This is a genomic window from Candidatus Schekmanbacteria bacterium (genome assembly GCA_016219965.1).
Taxonomy (GTDB): domain Bacteria; phylum Schekmanbacteria; class GWA2-38-11; order GWA2-38-11; family J061; genus JACRJM01.
The window spans coordinates 56,865-77,169 of sequence record JACRJM010000009.1 but is presented as its reverse complement, the minus strand read 5'-3'; the positions used below and the strand labels follow the sequence as shown (position 1 = coordinate 77,169).

The window sequence follows — 20,305 nt, the reverse complement described above, 5'->3', positions numbered from 1 at the left end:
CGGAATATAAAACTTGCTAAAGAAATATCTGGCTATAATTTTAATAGCGCTAATCCTGCTTCTCTCTGCCTATCTGCTTTTAATAAGCAAGTTCGATCCTAACCAGTTAGTTTCGGACATCATCACAAAGGCAGCGGTAAAGAACGGACTCCGCATATGTTATGGAAGCATTCACTTAAGCATCTGGAACGGGCCGGCAGCCAGAGTCGATAATGTCTTAATACAGGATATCACATCCGGCGTGAATATCCTTAGTGCAGAAAAAATCTATGTAGTGATAAAGCTTTTCCCTCTGATATTCGGAGAGGTCAGACCAGATGCGATCATAATCCATTCATCCAATTGCAATATCATGAGAGACAAGAACGGTGAATGGCTTATCCCCCGCTTTCTTAAGGAAAAGAAAGAAAATGAAGATGGACTAACTGCCGTAGAACTAATAGATGCAATCAGCTCTTTTCAGATTCAAGACGGGAATATCCAATTTACCGACTCTTTACAGATACCTCAAAAGACAGTCGTCGTCAGAGATGTGCAGGTCTCATTGAAACACAGCTTTCTTTCAAAGATGACAAAGTTCTCCATCAATGCCTCAGTAACACCGGAAGGAGGAGAGCAGGCATCAATCGCAATAAGCGGCAAATCCAAACTTCACGGGATAAAGGATTTTAAATCACTCATAATAGACTCCCATATCAACGTTACCGCACTTAACCCTGCTGACTTTAAACCATATATGGCAGGGTTTACAGGTTTTGAAAATATAAAAGGTAAATTTGAATTAGATTTAGATATTAAAACATTACCTATTTCAGAAGGATTAACCGTTGCAGGGGAAGTCTCATGCGATGGGCTGACATATGTTTATCCGAAACTTTTTCTTAACCCTGTCATAAGCAAAAAAACTGATATTGAATTTGCGATGGAATACAGGCCGGGATTCCTTGATTTTAAGAGTTATAGCGCAAACTTTGACCTCTTCAGGGTTGACGGGAGTTTCTCTGTAAAGCGGATCGATGATATGAAAAACGAACTCATAATGAGTTTCTCGTCGCCAGGATTTCCATACAATGCCGCAGGTAAAAACTTCGTGCCATTTGAGATATTTTCACCAAAACTTCGGGAGTTCATGCTTGAGAAAATAGACGGAGGGGAAGTCAATCTCCGGGAACTTCTGATAAAGGTTAATATCATAAAAGATAAGAACAAGAAGAATGAACATGGCAGGGACTTAATCACCATGGATGCATCCTTTAATAATGTGGCAATGAATCTTGGACATTCTTTTAAACAAATAGATGTGAAATCCGGCTCTATAACCATAAAAGACGGGGACATAAAGTTTACTGATTCGCGAGGTACATACGGAGATGCAAAAGTCAAACTAACTGACGGCTACATAAAAGATATTTATGGCGAGTCAAAGCTTCACATAGACACAAGCGGCGAGGCGCCTTATTCTGAAATACGGGATTTTCTGACGACAGAACTACTTCCTGATTCAGTGAGAAAATACGCATCAAAAGTCGCATCCCCATCAGGCACTTCGTCAATCAACCTTTTAATTGAACACAATCTATCAAAAAGCGAGGAGCCAATATCTTTTTCCGGCAATGCAAAAGTAAGCGCCGGAAGCTTTGTATACGAAGGTATAAAGGGAAGAGTCACTGTAACAAGCGGAAGCTCCCGTTTCTCAAATGCCCTGACAGAGCTTGAGAACATCAATTTAGATGCTTTAGATTCACATTTAACTGTGTCAGGAACGGTAAGAAAGGCTCACCCTGAATCCCCGCCGGTAAGCGAAATAAATGTACGGGGTATCCTTTCTGATTCAATATTAAAATCAACCATTCTTAAGGAAGCAGGCGATGAGCTTAATGTGCATGGTAATTGCCGTTTCAGGTCAAATTTTACAGGAACTGCAGACAACATCGGCTTTGATGTTAAAACCGACATTACACAGCTAAGCATCGATTACGGAACATCGTTTACTAAGAAGCTCCTTTCTCCCGGAAATTTCATGCTCACAGGAAATTATTCTGACAGTAAGGGATTTGTTTTTGAGAAATCTGTTCTTAATATGGAAGGGAACAAATATGAGATAAAAGGAGAGTATAACAAAGCAAACAAACCTTCACTGATTCTTGGAATAAGCGGGAATTATCTGAATCTTGAAAATGTATCGTTAAACCTGCTCCCGCTAAAACCCCTTCAGCTCTCCGGCAAAGCTGACACTTCTATAAATCTTTCCTATGACAATAAGGACAATTTTACCGCTGATATTGACATAAGGCTCTACAATATTTCCTCACGTGTCGGGTTGGTTTCATTATTTGATTCCATATCAGGCCGGATAGTGAATGAAGTCAGTCATACAAAGCTTCAGGATTTTAAAGTAAAAACCCTTGATGAACTCTATAAAATAGATGGAGAAATAGTAAAAGACAGTGATGAAAAAGAAAAAAAGGTTGCTCTGTTCATAAAAGCAAAGACATTTGATCTGGACAAGTTCATAAAGAGTTATCCTGAACAAAAGGGAATCGGGGAAAAACAGGAGATGAGCTATGCCTTCGGTGGAAGATTTGAAAGCAGGAAAATGGTTTTCCTCGATAACACATATGAAAATCTTTCCTTAGATTTTGCATTGCAAAAAAACATCCTGACCCTTGCTGATGTGAAGGCATCATCTTTCAAAGGCAATGCAACGGCATCCGGATCAATAAATTTTGCAGACGAGGGGAAAACCAGATTTGACATATGCTCAGAAGGAAAGAAGATAAACATAAAAAAAATTCTTGAATACTTAGGCGTAAAAGGTTCAGATTTCTCAGGAGACATAGATATCACAGACTGCATCAGCAGTTCATGGAAAAACGCTCAGGAAATAAGAGCAAACCTTGAAGGCAAGATATCTTTCATCTCTAAAAACGGCACTATAAAGAAAACCGGCATTGGTGTTATTTCAAAGATACTCTCCTTTTTCAATGTATTTAGCTGGAAGGACTTCTGGATAAAAGACATAGAAACAAAGGGAATGACTTACAATACCATATCAGCCGACTTTACCGGCAAAGAAGGGATTTTTCACACCGAGAACTTCCTGCTCGACGGAAGCTCGATGAAGATATCTGCTATTGGTGACATTGATTTAAAGAACTATAAGATAAACATGACTGTCGGTGTCATGCCGCTCGGCACTGTTGATACCATAATCAGCAAGATTCCGATTGTGGGATACATTCTTACAGGAAAAGACAAAAGCCTTATAAGCGCTTACTTTGAAGTGACAGGCGACCTTAAGAATCCCGAGGTTAAGCCTGTAAACATAAAGTCAATGGGAAGCGGGATTCTTGGACTTTTAAGACGCTCCCTTGGATTTCCCTACGACCTTATTAAAGACATGGGGTCCGACAAGAAAACAGAGCCGACTAACGAACAGACAGTCACACCTCTCCCCAAACAGTAACTGATTTTCTTTTATGTGAGCATTTGCGAGTTGGCTGCTGACAAAGTATTATGTCAAATCTATTGCATCCCCGGATGTAAGATTCGTGCAGAAGACGAGGAAACTGTCGGCGAGAAAAGCGGAGCATACTCTTCTGTATGTGAGCATTGGCGAGTCGGCAGTTGACAAAGTATTATGCCGAATCTTACATCCGGTCATCCTAACTGTCCGCAGGCCGCCATAATATCCTCCCCCTTGCTTTTCCTTATTGTCACAACAAAACCTGCATCTCTAAGCGATAATCCAAATTCCATTACTCTTTCCTGAGTGGGAGGCTTGAATTTCGAATCAGGGAACTGGTTAAAAACTATCAGATTTATTTTGCACTTTATCCCTTTAAGCTTCTTAGCTAACAACCTCACATCCTCATCCCTGTCATTTATTCCGCTAAGCATGACATACTCAAAAGTGATACGCTGTCTAGTCGGAAGTTTTAACGAACGGCATGTTTGAAGTAATTGCTCAAGTGTATATTTCTTGTTTATTGGCATAAGCTTTGACCTTACATCATCATCAGCGGAATTCAATGAAACCGCAAGATTGGCCTTTATCTCCCATTCATGGAAATTATGCATCTCGTCAATAAACCCCGCCGTTGAAATCGTTATCTTGCGTGCAGAAAAACAAAGCATGTCCGGATTAGTAAGGATTTCAAGGGCAGTCTTTAAATTACTGCTGTTATCAAAAGGCTCACCCATCCCCATAAACACGATATTTGTTATTGGCATCACCGCTATCCGCCTTGCATGGAGATACTGTCCGACGATTTCCCTGATTTTAAGGTTTCGCTTTAGTCCTCCAAGTCCTGTATAACAGAAAGCACATTTAAGAGCGCATCCTGCCTGCGTTGACATGCAGAGCGTAAGTTTCTTCTCATCAGGTATCAGTATGCTCTCAAATGAAATCCCATCCGGTTCAGAAAATACAAGCTTCTTTGTCCCATCAGAGGATTCAAGAATTTTTTTAAGATTTGCCGCATCAAAAGAAAAATTATGAGCAAGAATATCTTTTACTTTTTGCGGAAGGTTGGTCATCTTTGAAGGATCTGTAATATCCTTTAAATAAAACCAGTTAAGAACCTGTAAAACCCGGTACTTCTCAATGCCAGCATCCATTAAAATTCGCTGAAGTTCCTGCAAGCCGCAGTCAAAGAAGTTTTGTTTTTTTTCTGTCATCATTTTTTGCCCGAACACAATATGTAAACCTCACCAGATTCTTTTCTTGACGAAGAAGGCTTCAAAATTTTCACATCCTTAAAGCAATTTCGAAGCTCATCAAGAAAGCCTTTTACATCAGAGCCCTGAAATATCTTAAGAAGCAATGTGCCGCTATTTTTAAGGAACTCCCCTGCAAACTCCAGGACAGACCTACAAAGCTCAACACTTAAAGCCTGATCTCTAATCTTTATCCCGCTAAGATCAGGTGAGATATCGGACAATATGACATCAAAGGACTTGCCCGCCGAGCTGCTGATCTTCTGTCTCACATCAGGGAGAGTGAAATCCCCTTCGATAAAAATAAAATTCTCGCCGGCTATAGGCTGCGTTTTTTTAACATCTACACCGACAACAATCCCCTTTTCCCCGATCAGCTCTCCCGCAACCTGTGCCCAGCCTCCGGGAAAACAACCTATGTCAGCAACACAATACCCATTTTTCAAAATCCTGTGCTTCTCATTTATCTCCATCAGTTTATATGCGGCTCTTGAGCGGTAGCCCTCACGCTTAGCCTTTTTATAGAATGGATCTTTCCTGATATACATTCTTTTTATCCCCGCTTATAGCTCTTGACACCGGCTGATTCCTTTTATTACATTACGTCTAATTTTCAATCTTAAACATGAAATCAACTACTAAAATATCTACATTTTTGTTGGCGGCAGTATTAATGCTGAACGCCTGCTCTTGTCTAACAGTTTTCAATAATAAAAAGGAGGAAAAAATGACATTAGAAGAACTTGCCAAAAAAGTACAAGCACTTGAAGACATCGAAGCTATCAAACAGTTGAAAGCTACCTATGCTGAATATTGTGATGATTCCTACAATCCGGAAAAGATGATGGGGATATTCACTGAAGACGCGGTGTGGGACGGAGGAGAGAGGTTTGGAGTCCACAAAGGACATAAGGAGTTGAAGGAGTTTTTCACAAACGTTGCAAAGGGGCTTGTGTTCGGAGCGCACTTTTTCCTCCAACCCAGGATAACACTCACAAGCGATACTACGGCAAAGGCGAACTGGTACCTTTGGCAGACAAGTACGATGGCAAACGGCAAAGGTGTCTGGATATGCGGGCTTGAAGACGACGAATACAGAAAAGGGAAAGACGGCAAGTGGCGCATGAGCAATATGAAGCTTACTCTCTTCTATGTAACATCATACGAAGACGGCTGGCACAAAAAACCCTGGAGCGGATTGGAATAAAAAAATATATCCTTTGAAGCGGCTTGGCAGTTCCGCTATGGCACTAAACAACAGGTGCCTGCCGCGGAACTGCCAAGCCGTATTATCATTTAAGCGCTCAGCAACCTAATAGCTGATTTCAGCAATTCATAACAATCTGAGATCTTCAAAAACACTGAGATGTCATACTTCCCAATCAATCAGACTTGTTCCGATTCAGATATGATAAGCCCCCGAACAAACGTTTCAAACGAAACAGCAGTGAGTTTCCTCTTAAAAAATTCTGGCAAATCCTTCCGTGGACAATTCAGCACATCTGCTTTGTGGGCAAACTTATCAAAAAGCCATTGAGCCAATTCTACAGGCCAATAGCTCATGCTCATTTGAATCACTCTTGCACCAGCGCGTTTGGCATGTTCTTCTAATCCCGAACCTTCACCCACTCGATCAACGATGATACAAGTTGCTGAATGAAACTGCTGCTTGTTGACTTCCAGATTACGTTCAAAACGTGAGACTTTGTCTTTAGTGATTTCTGGATTCCCACGACCGATGAAGCCCAAATCAAACCGGATGGCCTGTCCCGGCGCAACTAATAGCGTTGCATCAGCTTCCCTCTCGCCAATTTTGCTTGAAAGCCAGAAGACTCCTGAAGTTTTTCCGGGCGGATAACTCGTTTGCTCAAATCCCAATGCCGCAAGCACACTGCCCAATACCAGTCTTTCAAATAGTTTTCCATAGGTGCTCTTTTCAGAACCACGAATTGCCAACGTCTGGCTGCCAATGGTGCAAAACAAGCTCAATATATCATGCCAATCTAGAATGGATTCCGTGCCGCTTTTAGATTTAACTCGACATTGCAGTTTACCTAAATCTTTCTCAGTCTCTGTCGCGAGTCGCTTCAAATTTATGGCAAAGGATTCCGTGTACTTCTTTAGTTGAAGTTCATCGTCCCGAAGAACATTTTGAACTCCTTTTCCTGTCAGCCCGATCATCCATTTGCAGATTTCTTTTTCTGATTTCGTAGCTCGACAAGTTAAATTCTGAAAAGCAATCTGAGGAATTTGTCTACTAAAATCTTTAGCTACTTGCAAACCGCGCAAATAGACTATAAATGTAGCTGCATTGATTTTTCCCAGCCTCAGGCGAGTTAAATGTTCCGTAGATGCGCGAAGATTGTTTCCGCAAAGGACATCAACAACAACTTGTCGCACATTTTCTTCACCAGCCCGCTTGATGAAAGTAGCGCCTTTGCTTTCAAGTAAATTGTTGAAGTTTTCCGGCAACAAATCCTTAAGAGTGATGGCAGTAGATTTCATTATAGTAAAATTGATGAAGTGTCAGGAGGTTGGCAGCCAACAAACAGAACATCTTTCGCAGCCATACCCAACCAATCCGTTATTTCTTTGCGAATAATTTCAATGTATTTTGGTTCATTTTCTATTAGCACGAAGCGACGATTCAGAATGGCTGAAGCACGCCCTGTTGTTCCTATCCCTGCAAACGGGTCTAAAACCACATCATTTATGAAGGAATAATATCTGATGACTCTCTTCGCTAATTCTACCGGAAATACCGCTGGATGTTCTGCATGAAATGCTGGATGAACACGCCACAGGTTTGTTGTTTCGTATTCTCCACTGATTTTTGAATTCTTCACCGCTTGTTGGTCTGGGTGATTGCGGATGTTCCAATCAATCAGTTTATCCGTATGCTTACGATAAACCAAAACATATTCTGTGACAGGAACTGCTTTATATTGGAGAGGTTGACGATCCGCGGCAAAACGGCGACCACGCCCAGTTGCCCAGCCCGCACCTTCTGGCTTTACCCAATGAATGTCGTCAATGAAATCAAAGCCTTCCTCGACAAAGATTCTGTGCATATCGAAAGGAACTGCAATACGTCTAGATGCTTCACTACGACTTGCTCTCCTAATCAATACAGGTGAAATATTCATCACGAAGAAACGACCTTCACTCAAAACACGGTGACAGTTGTGAATGATTCGTCGCATTTTCAAGAGATAGCTTTCGTAGGAAAGATAGTCCTCGTATTCTGGACGGGCATTGTAATAAGGCGGCGACGTGAAAATCAAATCCACGGATTGTGATGGCATGTCCAACAAAGCCTGCTCGCAGTCGCCGAGAATCACGGCATTTCTAACAAATGAAAGCAGCATTTGGCTGGCATTACCGTTTTCCTTCTGTGCAAGCTTTTCTGTTTCGTTCCGTCCAAGTAATCTAGCTTCAAGAACATCCGGCGCAGTCGTTTCATCCGTAGAAACCAGAGACGTGTAAGCATCTATAACAACTTCCCCAATTCTTTCTTTTTTGCCTGCTTTTACCAGCGGAACTCTCCAAATATGGTAGCGGTCATCAACTTCTGGCAAACCAAAACGGACCGCATTTTCCAATTTGAATGTCTTCAACCACCCCGCAGCAATGCTTTTGGCATCGCTAACAAACTTCACCGCATATTTTCTAGCTGCTGCCACAGTTGAAGCTCTCTGTTTTCTGGGTATTTTAACAATATATGTTGATTGTTCTTCATAAATCTGGGTTTGCCGACAAGTTTTGTGCTTTGTTTTTCTTGTTGCCATCTTGATTCTTTTCTGCTCAACATTTATTTTCATACTCACTCTACTCCCGCGCATTTTATATAATCCCCACATATGTGTGGTCAAGTAAATTGTCTTAAAGAATCTTTTACATTGGAAGCTTCCCTATACTTTCATATTTTCCACGCATATTCATGTGTAACGAATAGTTTAAATTATTCATACTGCAATTTCTTCAACCGTCTTCCAACCATCAGATTCTTGAGCTGCATGCCACAAGTCATAATTCTGCTGAAGGTTAAGCCATAGCTCAGGTGTTGTTTTGAATGCTTTTGAAAGACGTAAAGCCATATCCGGTGTTACAGAGCCGCGCTCATTTATAATCTTTGATAAAGTCTTTCTTGATATACCAAGAATATCAGCAAGTTCTGAAACCATTAAAGACAATGGCTCCATATAATGCCTTTTCAGAATACCTCCCGGATGTGTCGGGGATCTCTTCCTTGTTTTCATTTTCTCACCTTCCTCCAAATGATAAGTCAATGATAGTAAATATAGTTAATATCGTAAACATTGGCTTCTTTAAATGTCAAACTAAAGACGCGACATGGGGAAAGTAATTTTCTGAATATTTCTTTTTACATTTCAGCCAAACTTTATTAATAAACTATCCTTATTCTGAAAATAATGTAAGAGAGTTTGATATAACCAAATTACTGAGGAGATGATGATGGCTGAGCTACCTGATAGATTTTTGTCATGGAACTATTCCGGAAGAAGAAATCATATTAAAGAAAACCTTGAGAAGGAAATGTCATTCTCAGATGCCATGCTTGGTTTTCTATCCCATACCCCGACACTTTGCACAGCGCATGTGAGAAATGACGGCACTGTATTTGCAAATGGCAAGGTGATTGGAGCCGGATACGTCCTTAAAAAAGAGTTTATACCTGAAGCTGTGGCAGCTTTTAGAAAATATCTTAAATCTCCTGCAGAAATAGGCAAAAGAGGAAGCGAGGAATTTAAGAATTATCAAAAGGGTGCATTGGAACTTCTTCTCAAATACCATTACATTGAAATGGAAGAAGCAAAAAAGAAACTTGATTTTTCAAAAATTCAGTCAATTGAGCTTGTGGGTTATAACAAAACCGACCCTACTCTTCCGGCTCACGGATGGGAAGCCATTCAGAAAAACAAAGACGTTTGCTTAATCTATTACAGCCCGCCATTCCTGAGTTTTGAAATCAGGTGTACTGCTGAAGTCCATTACGAAGGGCTTTACCATGAGTATGTCAATCTCACCCATGACCTTTATCATGGAGGGAATGTCGAGAAATGGAAGAACAGACCAACCTATATTTTCAATGTGACTTCTGTTCATGACAACAGTGCAACACCGCAGGGATTTGGAAAACAAATTGCGTAAAGCTTAACTGGAGACAATATGGCATTTAGAAAGATTTTATTATTCACATTGTTTGTTTTGTCACTAACAGTGTTCGCCTCTGCTATGGAATTCTCAGCAGATATGCTTATGTCATCAGCACAAGGGAATATGACGGGGAAAATGTTCTATAAACCCGACAGATTCAGGAGTGATATCAAAAGCCCTCAGCAGATGATAAGCATTACAAGGTTAGACAAAAAAGTTGCATGGAACATAATGCCTGCTGAAAAGATGTACATGGAAATGCCTCTGGATCTCAGAACCAAACCTATGGTTGAGGATAAAGTTAACGGAGAGATTGACAGGAAGCTTGTCGGCAGTGAAACAGTAGACGGTCATCCTGCACAGAAATACCTTATAACCTTTAAGTCAGGCAATGCAAAAGAACAGGTTTACCAGTGGTGGGCAACCGACATAAAATTCCCGGTAAAGACAGCCGCAGTTGATGGTTCTTTTACACAGGAATTTAAAAATATAAAAATCGAATCACAGCCTAACAGTCTTTTCGAACTTCCTTCAGGATATCAGAAGATCCAGATACCGGGCGGGATGAGATAGAGGGATGAGATAAAAGTCAAAACAGGGCAGTTGTCATCCGCTGCCCTGTCATTTTTTCTCCTGTCTTTATAAGTCAATTTCATCGCGTCGTAACAACCTATGACTTTCAAAAACAGTGAGTATATCAATACGCCTTTCATTAATCCTGTAAACAATTCTATATTTTTTGAATATCAATTCTCTTATATCAGGATTGGCAATTTCGGGTACGATCCTGCCTTTACGGGGTTTATCAGGCAATGCCTTTTCTGCATAATTGATAATTTGCTCTACAAACATCACCGCCCGTTCCGGACTATCTTTCGAAATATAATCTTCAATTCCGGCCAATTGCTCAAGGGCTTCATTAGTCCATATTAGTTTCATCCGGAATTATCTCTTGTTTCTTCTGGCAATTAATGCCGCTCTAATCTCTGCAGTGCTGTGAGTCTTTCCGCTCTCAGTATCAAATATTCCTCTGCTGACCGAATCAAGAAAAGATTTCCTATAAACCAATTCGTCATAGTCACCTGGTGATAATAAAACTCCGGCTGGTTTACCATTCTGTGTAATAATCAGAGGATGTCCTTCACTTCGAAGATTTTTAAACCACTTGGAGATACTTGTCTTAAATTCGGCGATTGGAACAATATCATTTGAGATTGAAATTGTCTTCATATAATGGCTCCTTATTTAGGCTTATATTTTGAGCTAAATATAGATCAATATAAAAGACAAATCAAGTTTTGTTTTCGAAGGAATGACTATTTATTAGTTTCGTGTGGTTCTCTTTGAATACTGGAAAAAATTCTTCCAGTAAACGAGTGAAGATGTTGCAAGGGCAAGGCCAATGAGGATATACACAAGGCCAAGATAATCGCGGTAATCAAGAGGCACAATAAATCTTCGTAAAATCTGCCCAATTGAAACCATAAGGGCTATTATCATCCATGTTCCCCATGAGAATACGCTTCCGAAACAGGCTCTTTCCGGGGATGAATAAATTCGTTTGGAGGTCCTGTCGGCAGCTTTATAAAGGACAAATTTCCCTTTTATAATCCCTACCGTAAAAGCTACAGGAAGCAGATAAATGATTATATGATGTTTTACAGGGCTATTCGCAATCCAATAGCAACCAACGCTTGAAAGAACAGCACCAACGACAAGCCAGATAAAACCGGCAAGAAGAAAAAGATAACGTTTAGGTATTGCAGGGTTATATTTTTCTTTCCAGCTCATATATCACCCTTTTAAGTTTACGTATTGTAAGGCAACTTCAAGGTTTGATGATTTTAGCAACTGGATTACGCTCTGCAAATCATCGATTTTTTTTCCGCTCACCCTTACTTGCTGATCCTGAATCTCAGCCTGAACTTTCATTTTAGTGTTTTTAATCATTTTTACAATATTTCTTGCAGTATCAGTATCTACGCCTTCCTTTACTTCAATTATCTGCCTCACCATATTCCCGCCCGCTTCTTCAATTCCCTTGAATTGAAGAGACCTTAAGTCTATCCCGCGTTTTGAACTTCTCAGCCTTATAGCCTCAATAATAGCATTCATCTTCATCTTGTCTTCAGTAATGATTTTGATTTTTTTCTCTTTTCTGTCAAGGTCAATAGTAGTTTTTGAATCTTTAAAATCATAACGGTTCATTATCTCTTTCTTCGCCATGTTTAATGCATTATCTACTTCCTGAAAATCTATTTTGCTCACAATATCAAATGACGGCATAAAGTTTCTCTCTCCTTAAAGTCTTTTTTCAGCTAAAAAAACCACGGCCATAATAAATAAGAACCAGCCCGCATACCATCAGTATTATCCCAAAAATACGAAGACTTCTCAAGTTCATTTCCTGCATTTTAAGCGCAACCTTTTTCACCGTACCGGGAAAACAGAAATAGGGGAGCCCTTCGATCACGCAGACAAGACCTATAGCAACTATTATATAGTGAGCCATTACAGTTAGAAATATCAGTTATGAGTTATCTGTGTTCCAACACCTTCACGGGTGAATATCTCAAGGAGGAGCGCATGCTTTATCCTGCCGTCTATGATATGAACCTTGGAAACCCCGCTTTTGATGGCATCAAGACAGCATTCAACTTTGGGGAGCATTCCGCCTTTTATAATCCCCTTTTTAACAAGCTCTTTTATTTTTTTCTCATTGGCAGAGGATATGAGTTCCCCTTTCCCGTCAATAATTCCTCCGGTGTCAGTGAGAATGACAAGCTTCTTTGACTGGAGCGCAGATGCAATGGCGCCTGCCACAAGGTCAGCATTGATGTTCAGTCCCTCCCCGTTTTCATCAACCCCGATTGGAGCTATTACAGGAATAAAACTTCTGTCAAGTTCAAGAATGACTTCCTGATGAATCCGTGTCACATTCCCTACCCTGCCGATATCGACAAGCTTTCCTTTGTCTCCCTTTTTCCCTCCGTCAGATTTCACCTTAATCCTGTGCGCTCTTATGAGATTGCCATCCTTGCCGGTCAGCCCTATAGCCTTCCCTCCGTGCCTGTTTATAAGGGCAACTATTTCTTTATTTATAGTCCCGCCAAGCACCATTTCGACTACTTTCATCGTCTCATCATCAGTCACCCTGTTGCCGGAAACGAACGTTGATTCCATCCCCAGCCTTTTTAAAAGCTCAGCAATCTGTGGACCGCCCCCGTGGACTATTACCGGGTTTATCCCTATAAATTTAAGCAATATAATGTCGAGAGCAAAGTTCACCTTAAGTTCTTCGCTCAACATTGCATTGCCGCCGTATTTTATGACAAACGTCTCTCCGCAAAATTCCTTTATATACGGCAATGCCTCAATAAGCGTATTGGCTTTCTCTATATACTTTTCCATTAACTACTCCTTTACTCATATTCCGGATTACTGTTTTTCAATATAGACATACTTTAAGCTATCAAATTCGCCTCTCGGATACAACAAAAACCCTTTTATATTCCTGTTCAAAACAGCTATGTTATACGCATGCCAGAGGCTGATATAAGGAAGTTCTGATGCAGCGATTTTCTGGACATCGCTGTAAATCTTCCGTCTCTTCCCGATATCCAGAGTTTTTCTCCCCTCTTCAGTAAGCCTGTCAACCTCGCTGTTGCTGTAAAACCCCCTGTTCTTCCCTGCAGGTGGGAACCTTCCGGAATTAAAAATCTCGTAATAATGATCCGGATCAGTGACGCCCACCCACTTCAGCCTGAACAGCTGAAAGTTACCTCCTTTAATATCATTATAAAAAGTCGCCCACTCATACATCCTTATATCAATTCCAATCCCGATCTTTCTCATCTGTTCCTGAAAGACTTCGGCGAATTTTCTGCTCCTCTCTTCATAGGTAGTTTTAAATGTAAGATTTAAACGCATCTTTGGTCCGTTGCCGTCAGGGTCTTTAAATCCCGCCTCATCAAGAAATTGTTTTGAGCGCTCCGGATCATAATCGTATTTTTCAACATCCCCTTCGTATGCCCAATGCCCCTGCGGCAAGAGGCCGGTTGCCGGCACTGCCCCGTCTCTTTCGATATTCTTTATAATAGAATTTCTATCTATTCCACAGGCAATGGCTTTTCTCACATTAAGGTTTCCCGAGAGTTTATCTTTCATGTTGGTCCCGATATAATAATAGTCAGTTCCCATCTCTTTAATCACATTGAGATTTTTATTAAGAGACAACCTCTCCACCATGTCAGGAGAGAAAACATTCTCGCAAAAATTTATATCCCCTTTTTCAAGCTGAAGAGCCCGGATAGATTCATCCCTTATTATTTTAAACACAATCCCAGCAATCTTTGGCACTCCTTGTTCAAAATACCGTTCATTTTTTGAAAGCCTTATCTCCCGGTCTCTTTCGACTGATGCAAGCCTGAAAGGGCCTGTTCCCGAAGGGTGCTCTCCAAAATCCTCACCGGCCTTCTCTGCATATTTCACCGGAACAATACCTGTAGTCATGGTGGAAAGAAATGGAGCGAACTCTCTGTTGAGAGTGAACTTTACCGTGTAATCATCAACAGCCTGTATATTTTCTATGAAATCATAAGCACCTTTAAGCGGTGACTTCAGTTTATCTGACAAAATGGATTTGTAAGTATAGACAACATCAGAAGATGTCAGGATTTCCCCTGTATGGAAGAACACTCCACGCCTTAAATGGAAAATATAAGTTCTTCCGTCTTCGCTTTCCCAGTCAGTTGAAAGGTCAGGCACAATCTTAAGCTCGCGATCAAATTTAACAAGTCCGTTAAAGAGCAGACCGGCAATCCTTGAAGAAGGTACATCAGTTGACATGCGTGGATCAAATGTTGCAGGTGCGCTTTCAAAGGCTATGATAATTTTATTCCTGTTCTCGCTATTTTCCTTTAAACAAGCGGAAAAGAGGAGGAAGATCAAAATACAAGATAAGCATCTCTTAATCAGCGTCATAATTTATAGTAATTTCACAATGTTATAATAGTAATTTTAAATGTTTCCTATATAAATGAGGTTAAGAATGTTAGTCAAGCAGCGAAGTTAATATAGAGCTTGCAAGTTCTTGACAAAACTGCTTTTTCCTATTATTCCTAAACAAAGGATATGACAAGTATGGAAAACCTGACAGAAAGAGAAAAAAGCGTTCTTTGGGCGATTATTCAAAGTTACATGGTGTCACCTGAACCTGTAGGGTCCGGGTCGATAGCAAAGATGAGTAATTTCGATATAAGCCCTGCCACTATCAGGAATGTAATGGCAGACCTCGAAGAGTCAGGCTACCTTACTCACCCCCATACTTCTGCCGGGAGAATACCAACAGATAAGGCATACAGGATTTATGTAAATTCTATTTTGTCTGAAGATGGAATCAATCCGGCAAAACTTGATGCTGAGGCTCTTTCACTCGAAAGAGAGCCGGCAAGCATTGAAGAACTTCTTAAGCAGACAACAAGGTTTCTTTCAAGAAAATCGCACAACATGGGAATAATATCAGCGCCTAAAATAAATTTCGTTACTCTTAAACATATTGAATTTATAAGGCTGAAGAAACAACATATCCTTGCCATAATCATAGGTGAATCAGGATTAGTGGAAAACAAAGTTATAAACACCGAGGAAGACATTTTACAGGGCGAGCTTGATAAGGTAAGAAACTTCATCAACGAATCTTTCCATGGATCAACTCTTCCGGAAATCAAAAGAAAACTGCGGGAAATGCTGCTTGAAGACAAGAGAAATTTCGATGAGCTTGTGGAAAAAGCAATGAAGCTCAGCAATCTCATGTTCTCATTTTCCGGGGAAGGTGAGATATACTATGACGGCACGTCAAACCTGATTGAAGAACCTGAGTTTTCCGGTACAGAGGAAATGAAAAAGCTTCTTTCTGCTTTTGAAGAAAAGAGCCTTATACTAAAGATCCTCGACAAATGCCTTGCCGCAAACGGGGTAACCATTTATATCGGAGCAGAAGCCTCCATCGGTGAAATGGCTGATCTGAGCATTATCGCAGCCACTTACAAGAAAGGAGACAAAGCCATCGGAACTCTCGGTGTGCTGGGACCGAAAAGAATGAACTATTCAATGGTAATCCCGATTGTGAACTATACCGCAAAAACAGTCAGCGAACTTCTTACGCAAAGCTGACATGATAGACGGCAGGGATTTCTACCAGATCCTTGGCATCAATCATGACGCCACGGAAACCGACATAAAAAAGGCATACAGGAAACTTGCCATTAAGTTCCATCCCGATAAAAATCCCGGAAGCAAGGAATCTGAAGACAAATTCAAAGAAATAGCCTCTGCATACGAAATCCTGAGCGATGGAAAAAAACGTCAGGAATACAATGATACGATTTTCAGGCACGGCGTTGGAAACGACTGGGATCTCTTTGACTTTTACGAAAGCAGCAGCAGCGGATTCAGGAATATATTTGACGGCATTGTAAATGATTTTGAGGGATACCATTATTCTCCTCACGTACACGCCCAAAAAAAAGGGAGTGATATAAGAATAAGAACTGAAATTACACTTACAGATGTTGCCTTTGGCAAGGAGAGTGTGATTGAAGTAGAGCGCTTCGACACCTGCCATTCATGCAATGGAACCGGAGCTGAGCTGAAGCAGGGCAAGTCAATATGTCCTATATGCAAAGGGATTGGCAGCATTGTTTACCATCATGGATTCTTCAAAGTAGAGCGGACATGCAGGTGTTGCTTCGGTGAAGGATATATTGTTTTGAGGGAATGCGGTAAATGCAACGGGACCGGAAGGACTAAAATAATAAGAAACGAATCATTTAAAATTCCTCCCGGAGTCGAAACAAACACATGGCTCAGGTTCACCGGTAATGGAAACTCAGGGATCAGAAAAGGAAAAAGCGGAGATCTGCTGCTTCATATCAGAATAACAGACCATGAGTTGTTCCAGCGCGAAGGGAACGACATAAAATGCGAGATACCAATATCCTTCACACAGGCAGCCCTTGGAGATGATTTTGAAGTACCTACCTTATACGGCAAAACAAAGGTGTCCATACCGCATGGCACACAGTCAGGAAATATAATAGAGATTAAAGGCAAAGGACTCCCTGACAAGAACACAAAGAAGAAAGGGAACCAGTTCGTAAAGTTCAAAGTCTTGACCCCTGTCAATCTTACAGCAAAAGAAAAAGAGCTTCTGCGGGAACTTCACAAACTGCAAGCATCAAAATAACCCTGATGTGGATCGAACTATCAATCACAGCTCCAGCAGTCTTCCAGGATGCTTTGTCAAACATCCTTTTTGAAGAAGGCGCATCCGGAACCGAAGAGGAAAGGCTATCCATTGAAGACAGTATAATTACCCTTAAAGCATACTTTCCTGAAAAAGATTTCAAGTCATCTGTCCGGAATATCAGGAAAAGACTTCAGTCAGTCTGCAAGAGAGGGAACAAGGCCTCAAAAAAAGTCAAGATCGCTTTCCAATCCATAGAAAGTATGGATTGGGGGTTAGAATGGAAGAAACACTTCAAGCCTGTCAGAATCGGGAAAACCTTTATCATTCTGCCGCCCTGGAATAAAAAGAATAAAACGAATAAAGAATGGAATAAAAAGTATCATAACCGCAGGATTGTAATTATAATAAATCCCGGACAAGGCTTTGGAACAGGCACTCATGAGTCAACAAAGATATGCTTAAAGCTCATAGAAGAAATAAGCGCGATGACTGAGTCCGCAAAACTAAAAAAATTTCTCGACATAGGAACAGGTTCGGGCATCCTCTCAATAGCCGCCGCGAAATCCGGGTTCAAAAGCTGCAAGGGGATAGATATAGACCCGGAAGCAGTAAACAATGCTGAAGAAAATATAATCCTTAACAGGTTAAAAAGTAAAATATCTCTCCATGTCCTTTCTCCTTTTGATCTTGGCGGTGAATATTTTGATGCAGTTGCGGCTAACATGATATTGTCAGAACATATTGGGATATGCTCATGTTATAAGAACATCGTAAAAACTAATGGACTGTTAGCCGTATCAGGGCTCGTTGAAGGACAGGAAAAAGAACTTCTTTCTCATCCGGAAATCTCAAATCATTTTAAAAAAATCAAGACAAAATCATGCGGTGAATGGAAAGGGCTTCTCCTGAAACGGACTGAAACTAAAAACAAAAATGTAACAAAGAAACAAACCTGATGACAATACCAAGAATCTTTACGAGCGAAGACCGCATAAAAGACGGCAGGATAAGCGTATCAGAAGAGGTTTATCATAAACTTACGCGTGTTCTTAGAATAATACCGGGAGCAAAGGTTATTTTTTTTAACGGCAAGGGAACTGAATATGAAACGAGGGTAGAGAAAATATCGAAGAAAGAATGTATCTGCGCTGTCATCGAAGAAAGACGTACTGGCGTGAATGATGAAACAAAAATAACACTTGCACTTGGAATACTGAAAAAAGAAAAAATGGAAACAGCCATTGAAAAGGCAGCGGAGCTTGGCGTTACTGCAATACTCCCATTAATGACAAAGAGAAGCCAGGTAAAGCTTACAGAAGCAACCATTAAAGGCAAAATCGACCGCTGGTCAAAGATCGCAGCTCAGGCATGCGCACTGTCGAGAAGGGCCTTTATTCCCTCAATCTCTACACCGTTGACCATCGAAGAGCTTGCTCACTCATCATCCCATTACCCCACAAAAATAGTCTTCTGGGAGGAGGCTCATGAAAGCCTGCGGAATGTATTGAAGGGAATACAGGAACAGCGGTCTTTCCCGGTTATTGTTGTCATAGGACCTGAGGGAGGTCTATGCGCGGATGAAATAGAGATACTCAGAGATTCCGGATTCAATACCGCCACCTTCGGCAAGTATATTCTCAGTGCTGAAACAGCAGTATTCGCAGCAATAAGTCTTATTCAGTATGAGCTTGATATGTTTTAAAAAACAAAGATAATTAATGCTGAACAATATTTCTTAGCAGGAGACTGATTATTGGACAACAATCGATTTGAAAAGCTAAACTGGTTTAGCAGATCAGCGCTTGTTTTTTTCTCTATGTTGCTGGTAATTGTGTTTCTGGAAATGGGAGCTTTTGCTTTCAGTTACTTCTTGTATATTACCGGAATATCAAGTGGCGGCACCTTCATGGAATACAAAGATAATTTCCATCCCATATTCACCAGAGTCCTGTTAAAACAAAAAACATCAAAGGCAATAAATGATGAGGCTTCCAGATGGAATGAATATGATCCCTGGTACGGCTGGAGGAACAGCTTTACCGGCAAAAGAACAATATACGCTACAGACAAATCAGGGTTCATTTGTAATGGCGATATCAACAGGGATGTTTATTCGAAAAGGAAGGATGTCTTCCGGATATTTATTCTTGGCGGTTCAACAGTTGCAGGGCACGGTGTTACAGAACCAAGCAAGAGCATTTCAGCCCAGACGGAAAAATATTTAAATTCAACCAAACCAAAGAATTTAAATTATCATTTTGAGGTTATCAATGCAGGTGTGGCAGGATATTACTCATCAATGGAACTTGCTTACCTGGAATTTGAAATCTTATTCTACAAGCCGGACATGATCATTGTTTTTGACGGTTACAATGATTTTTTCCAAAAAAATATAGTTGAGCAAACAGATAATTCATATCCGGAACGATATCATTGGAACGAAAGACATGTAGAATTAAAAGCAGATGCAGAGAATCCAAAATTCAAGATTCAACTTCCGGAAAGATATCAAATCTGGCGTTATTCATATTTCTTGGATATGGCTATAACATATTCTGATAAATTATTTGTTAAACTGCAAAACTCACTTCCCCGCCCAAAGGTTAAAATACCGGATATTATTATTAATAAATACCCGTCCACAACAGAAGAAGAATTTCATCCGATTGTAAAGTGGCGAAGCAATTTGAATTATGACAAATGGCTTACTGAAAAACAGATTGAATCGCTGCCGAATGCTGTCAACAAACACAATATCGAACACTACATTACCAATATAGTTTTCATGAAAGCAGTAACTGACAAGAGAAAAGTTTTCTTCCTTTCAATATTGCAGCCAATGCTTCTTCCCGAACTAAAGAAAGTTTTTACTCCGGCGGAAAAGATGCTTTATGATTGCAATGTCCAATTCGCTGCCCAGCAATATCATGTAGACTATCACAAGATGATTTATGATTCTTCGGAGTACGCAGCAAAAGAGATCGGCGATGAATTACATGATTCTTTTCTTGATATGAGAGGATTCTTCAATGGAGAATCTCAAAGAACATATTTCGACTGGGTTCACTATAATGATTTTGGCAATCAGCTTATAGGCCAGTATTTATCTGACTTCATAATAAATAAGCTGGAAAACACATCTTCTTAGTACGTGTAAAT

21 protein-coding genes are annotated in these 20,305 nt (G+C 40.5%); 9 read left to right on the top strand and 12 right to left on the bottom strand.

Going from position 1 to position 20,305, the window contains the following annotated elements:
* Positions 1 to 13: 13 nt before the first annotated feature.
* Positions 14 to 3,466: an AsmA-like C-terminal domain-containing protein gene (locus HZA77_11280; GenBank protein MBI5376009.1), complete on the top strand. Its 3,453-nt coding sequence runs from the start codon at positions 14 to 16 to the stop codon at positions 3,464 to 3,466.
* A gap of 194 nt (positions 3,467 to 3,660) precedes the next feature.
* On the opposite strand, the gene rlmN is transcribed toward HZA77_11280, so the two are convergent.
* Entirely contained in the window at positions 3,661 to 4,683 is a 1,023-nt protein-coding gene (gene rlmN / locus HZA77_11275) for a 23S rRNA (adenine(2503)-C(2))-methyltransferase RlmN (GenBank protein MBI5376008.1), read from the bottom strand.
* Positions 4,680 to 5,267 (bottom strand): RlmE family RNA methyltransferase, encoded by a 588-nt coding sequence (locus HZA77_11270; protein MBI5376007.1) that lies wholly within the window; start codon positions 5,265 to 5,267, stop codon positions 4,680 to 4,682. The genes rlmN and HZA77_11270 overlap by 4 nt, the downstream gene beginning before the upstream one ends.
* Positions 5,268 to 5,446: 179 nt before the next feature.
* On the opposite strand from HZA77_11270, the gene HZA77_11265 reads away from it, so the two are divergent.
* A complete protein-coding gene (locus HZA77_11265; GenBank protein MBI5376006.1) occupies positions 5,447 to 5,926 on the top strand; it encodes a nuclear transport factor 2 family protein in 480 nt (159 codons plus the stop codon).
* A 179-nt stretch (positions 5,927 to 6,105) separates the two neighbouring features.
* On the opposite strand, the gene HZA77_11260 is transcribed toward HZA77_11265, so the two are convergent.
* From HZA77_11260 to HZA77_11250, 3 genes are all read right to left on the bottom strand, one after another.
* Positions 6,106 to 7,224: a CfrBI family restriction endonuclease gene (locus HZA77_11260; protein ID MBI5376005.1), complete on the bottom strand. Its 1,119-nt coding sequence runs from the start codon at positions 7,222 to 7,224 to the stop codon at positions 6,106 to 6,108.
* The gene (locus HZA77_11255; GenBank protein MBI5376004.1) at positions 7,224 to 8,507 is read right to left on the bottom strand and encodes a site-specific DNA-methyltransferase; all 1,284 of its coding nucleotides are present in this window, start codon (positions 8,505 to 8,507) and stop codon (positions 7,224 to 7,226) included. The genes HZA77_11260 and HZA77_11255 overlap by 1 nt, the downstream gene beginning before the upstream one ends.
* 177 nt (positions 8,508 to 8,684) lie before the next feature.
* Entirely contained in the window at positions 8,685 to 8,978 is a 294-nt protein-coding gene (locus tag HZA77_11250) for a HigA family addiction module antidote protein (GenBank protein MBI5376003.1), read from the bottom strand.
* Positions 8,979 to 9,195: 217 nt separating this feature from the next.
* Here HZA77_11250 and HZA77_11245 point away from each other — a divergent pair, with 217 nt between their 5' ends.
* Together HZA77_11245 and HZA77_11240 are read left to right on the top strand one after the other, a co-directional pair.
* On the top strand, positions 9,196 to 9,891 hold the full coding sequence (locus HZA77_11245; protein MBI5376002.1) for a hypothetical protein: 696 nt from the start codon (positions 9,196 to 9,198) through the stop codon (positions 9,889 to 9,891).
* A gap of 18 nt (positions 9,892 to 9,909) precedes the next feature.
* On the top strand, positions 9,910 to 10,470 hold the full coding sequence (locus tag HZA77_11240) for a DUF4412 domain-containing protein (protein ID MBI5376001.1): 561 nt from the start codon (positions 9,910 to 9,912) through the stop codon (positions 10,468 to 10,470).
* A gap of 66 nt (positions 10,471 to 10,536) precedes the next feature.
* Here HZA77_11240 and HZA77_11235 read toward each other — a convergent pair whose 3' ends face one another.
* The 7 genes from HZA77_11235 to HZA77_11205 all read right to left on the bottom strand — a co-directional run bounded on the left by HZA77_11235 (position 10,537) and on the right by HZA77_11205 (position 14,745).
* A complete protein-coding gene (locus tag HZA77_11235) occupies positions 10,537 to 10,836 on the bottom strand; it encodes a type II toxin-antitoxin system RelE/ParE family toxin (protein MBI5376000.1) in 300 nt (99 codons plus the stop codon).
* Between the two features lie 6 nt (positions 10,837 to 10,842).
* The gene (locus HZA77_11230) at positions 10,843 to 11,127 is read right to left on the bottom strand and encodes a type II toxin-antitoxin system Phd/YefM family antitoxin (protein MBI5375999.1); all 285 of its coding nucleotides are present in this window, start codon (positions 11,125 to 11,127) and stop codon (positions 10,843 to 10,845) included.
* Between the two features lie 93 nt (positions 11,128 to 11,220).
* Positions 11,221 to 11,688 carry a hypothetical protein gene (locus tag HZA77_11225; protein MBI5375998.1) on the bottom strand — a complete coding sequence of 156 codons (468 nt, stop codon included), beginning with the start codon at positions 11,686 to 11,688 and terminating at the stop codon, positions 11,221 to 11,223.
* A gap of 3 nt (positions 11,689 to 11,691) precedes the next feature.
* A complete protein-coding gene (locus HZA77_11220; GenBank protein ID MBI5375997.1) occupies positions 11,692 to 12,183 on the bottom strand; it encodes a YajQ family cyclic di-GMP-binding protein in 492 nt (163 codons plus the stop codon).
* 28 nt (positions 12,184 to 12,211) lie between these two features.
* A complete protein-coding gene (locus HZA77_11215; protein ID MBI5375996.1) occupies positions 12,212 to 12,409 on the bottom strand; it encodes a DUF2065 domain-containing protein in 198 nt (65 codons plus the stop codon).
* Between the two features lie 14 nt (positions 12,410 to 12,423).
* A complete protein-coding gene (argB, locus tag HZA77_11210) occupies positions 12,424 to 13,308 on the bottom strand; it encodes an acetylglutamate kinase (protein MBI5375995.1) in 885 nt (294 codons plus the stop codon).
* 27 nt (positions 13,309 to 13,335) lie between these two features.
* Positions 13,336 to 14,745, bottom strand: a complete 1,410-nt coding sequence (locus HZA77_11205) for an ABC transporter substrate-binding protein (protein ID MBI5375994.1) — start codon at positions 14,743 to 14,745, stop codon at positions 13,336 to 13,338.
* A 294-nt stretch (positions 14,746 to 15,039) separates the two neighbouring features.
* Here HZA77_11205 and hrcA point away from each other — a divergent pair, with 294 nt between their 5' ends.
* The 5 genes from hrcA to HZA77_11180 are packed head-to-tail and all read left to right on the top strand — an operon-like array spanning position 15,040 to position 20,294.
* Entirely contained in the window at positions 15,040 to 16,071 is a 1,032-nt protein-coding gene (gene hrcA, locus HZA77_11200) for a heat-inducible transcription repressor HrcA (GenBank protein MBI5375993.1), read from the top strand.
* Between the two features lies 1 nt (position 16,072).
* Positions 16,073 to 17,143 (top strand): molecular chaperone DnaJ, encoded by a 1,071-nt coding sequence (dnaJ, locus tag HZA77_11195; GenBank protein ID MBI5375992.1) that lies wholly within the window; start codon positions 16,073 to 16,075, stop codon positions 17,141 to 17,143.
* A 5-nt stretch (positions 17,144 to 17,148) separates the two neighbouring features.
* Complete coding sequence (locus HZA77_11190) at positions 17,149 to 18,102, top strand: 50S ribosomal protein L11 methyltransferase (protein ID MBI5375991.1); 954 nt, start codon at positions 17,149 to 17,151, stop codon at positions 18,100 to 18,102.
* Complete coding sequence (locus tag HZA77_11185) at positions 18,102 to 18,848, top strand: 16S rRNA (uracil(1498)-N(3))-methyltransferase (protein ID MBI5375990.1); 747 nt, start codon at positions 18,102 to 18,104, stop codon at positions 18,846 to 18,848. Before HZA77_11190 ends, HZA77_11185 begins: the two co-directional genes overlap by 1 nt.
* Before the next feature lie 51 nt (positions 18,849 to 18,899).
* The gene (locus tag HZA77_11180) at positions 18,900 to 20,294 is read left to right on the top strand and encodes an SGNH/GDSL hydrolase family protein (protein MBI5375989.1); all 1,395 of its coding nucleotides are present in this window, start codon (positions 18,900 to 18,902) and stop codon (positions 20,292 to 20,294) included.
* Positions 20,295 to 20,305: the final 11 nt, after the last annotated feature.

Excerpts from the sequence above, each read along its gene's own strand:
- HZA77_11230 (MBI5375999.1), bottom strand. The coding sequence starts at position 11,127 with ATGAAGACAATTTCAATCTCAAATGATATTGTTCCAATCGCCGAATTT.
- HZA77_11240 (MBI5376001.1), top strand. The coding sequence starts at position 9,910 with ATGGCATTTAGAAAGATTTTATTATTCACATTGTTTGTTTTGTCACTA.
- HZA77_11190 (MBI5375991.1), top strand. The coding sequence starts at position 17,149 with ATGTGGATCGAACTATCAATCACAGCTCCAGCAGTCTTCCAGGATGCT.
- HZA77_11250 (MBI5376003.1), bottom strand. The coding sequence starts at position 8,978 with ATGAAAACAAGGAAGAGATCCCCGACACATCCGGGAGGTATTCTGAAA.
- HZA77_11245 (MBI5376002.1), top strand. The coding sequence starts at position 9,196 with ATGGCTGAGCTACCTGATAGATTTTTGTCATGGAACTATTCCGGAAGA.
- HZA77_11215 (MBI5375996.1), bottom strand. The coding sequence starts at position 12,409 with ATGGCTCACTATATAATAGTTGCTATAGGTCTTGTCTGCGTGATCGAA.
- HZA77_11185 (MBI5375990.1), top strand. The coding sequence starts at position 18,102 with ATGACAATACCAAGAATCTTTACGAGCGAAGACCGCATAAAAGACGGC.
- HZA77_11225 (MBI5375998.1), bottom strand. The coding sequence starts at position 11,688 with ATGAGCTGGAAAGAAAAATATAACCCTGCAATACCTAAACGTTATCTT.
- dnaJ (MBI5375992.1), top strand. The coding sequence starts at position 16,073 with ATGATAGACGGCAGGGATTTCTACCAGATCCTTGGCATCAATCATGAC.
- HZA77_11205 (MBI5375994.1), bottom strand. The coding sequence starts at position 14,745 with ATGTCAACTGATGTACCTTCTTCAAGGATTGCCGGTCTGCTCTTTAAC.
- hrcA (MBI5375993.1), top strand. The coding sequence starts at position 15,040 with ATGGAAAACCTGACAGAAAGAGAAAAAAGCGTTCTTTGGGCGATTATT.
- HZA77_11235 (MBI5376000.1), bottom strand. The coding sequence starts at position 10,836 with ATGAAACTAATATGGACTAATGAAGCCCTTGAGCAATTGGCCGGAATT.
- HZA77_11270 (MBI5376007.1), bottom strand. The coding sequence starts at position 5,267 with ATGTATATCAGGAAAGATCCATTCTATAAAAAGGCTAAGCGTGAGGGC.
- HZA77_11265 (MBI5376006.1), top strand. The coding sequence starts at position 5,447 with ATGACATTAGAAGAACTTGCCAAAAAAGTACAAGCACTTGAAGACATC.
- HZA77_11255 (MBI5376004.1), bottom strand. The coding sequence starts at position 8,507 with ATGGCAACAAGAAAAACAAAGCACAAAACTTGTCGGCAAACCCAGATT.
- argB (MBI5375995.1), bottom strand. The coding sequence starts at position 13,308 with ATGGAAAAGTATATAGAGAAAGCCAATACGCTTATTGAGGCATTGCCG.
- rlmN (MBI5376008.1), bottom strand. The coding sequence starts at position 4,683 with ATGATGACAGAAAAAAAACAAAACTTCTTTGACTGCGGCTTGCAGGAA.
- HZA77_11220 (MBI5375997.1), bottom strand. The coding sequence starts at position 12,183 with ATGCCGTCATTTGATATTGTGAGCAAAATAGATTTTCAGGAAGTAGAT.
- HZA77_11260 (MBI5376005.1), bottom strand. The coding sequence starts at position 7,224 with ATGAAATCTACTGCCATCACTCTTAAGGATTTGTTGCCGGAAAACTTC.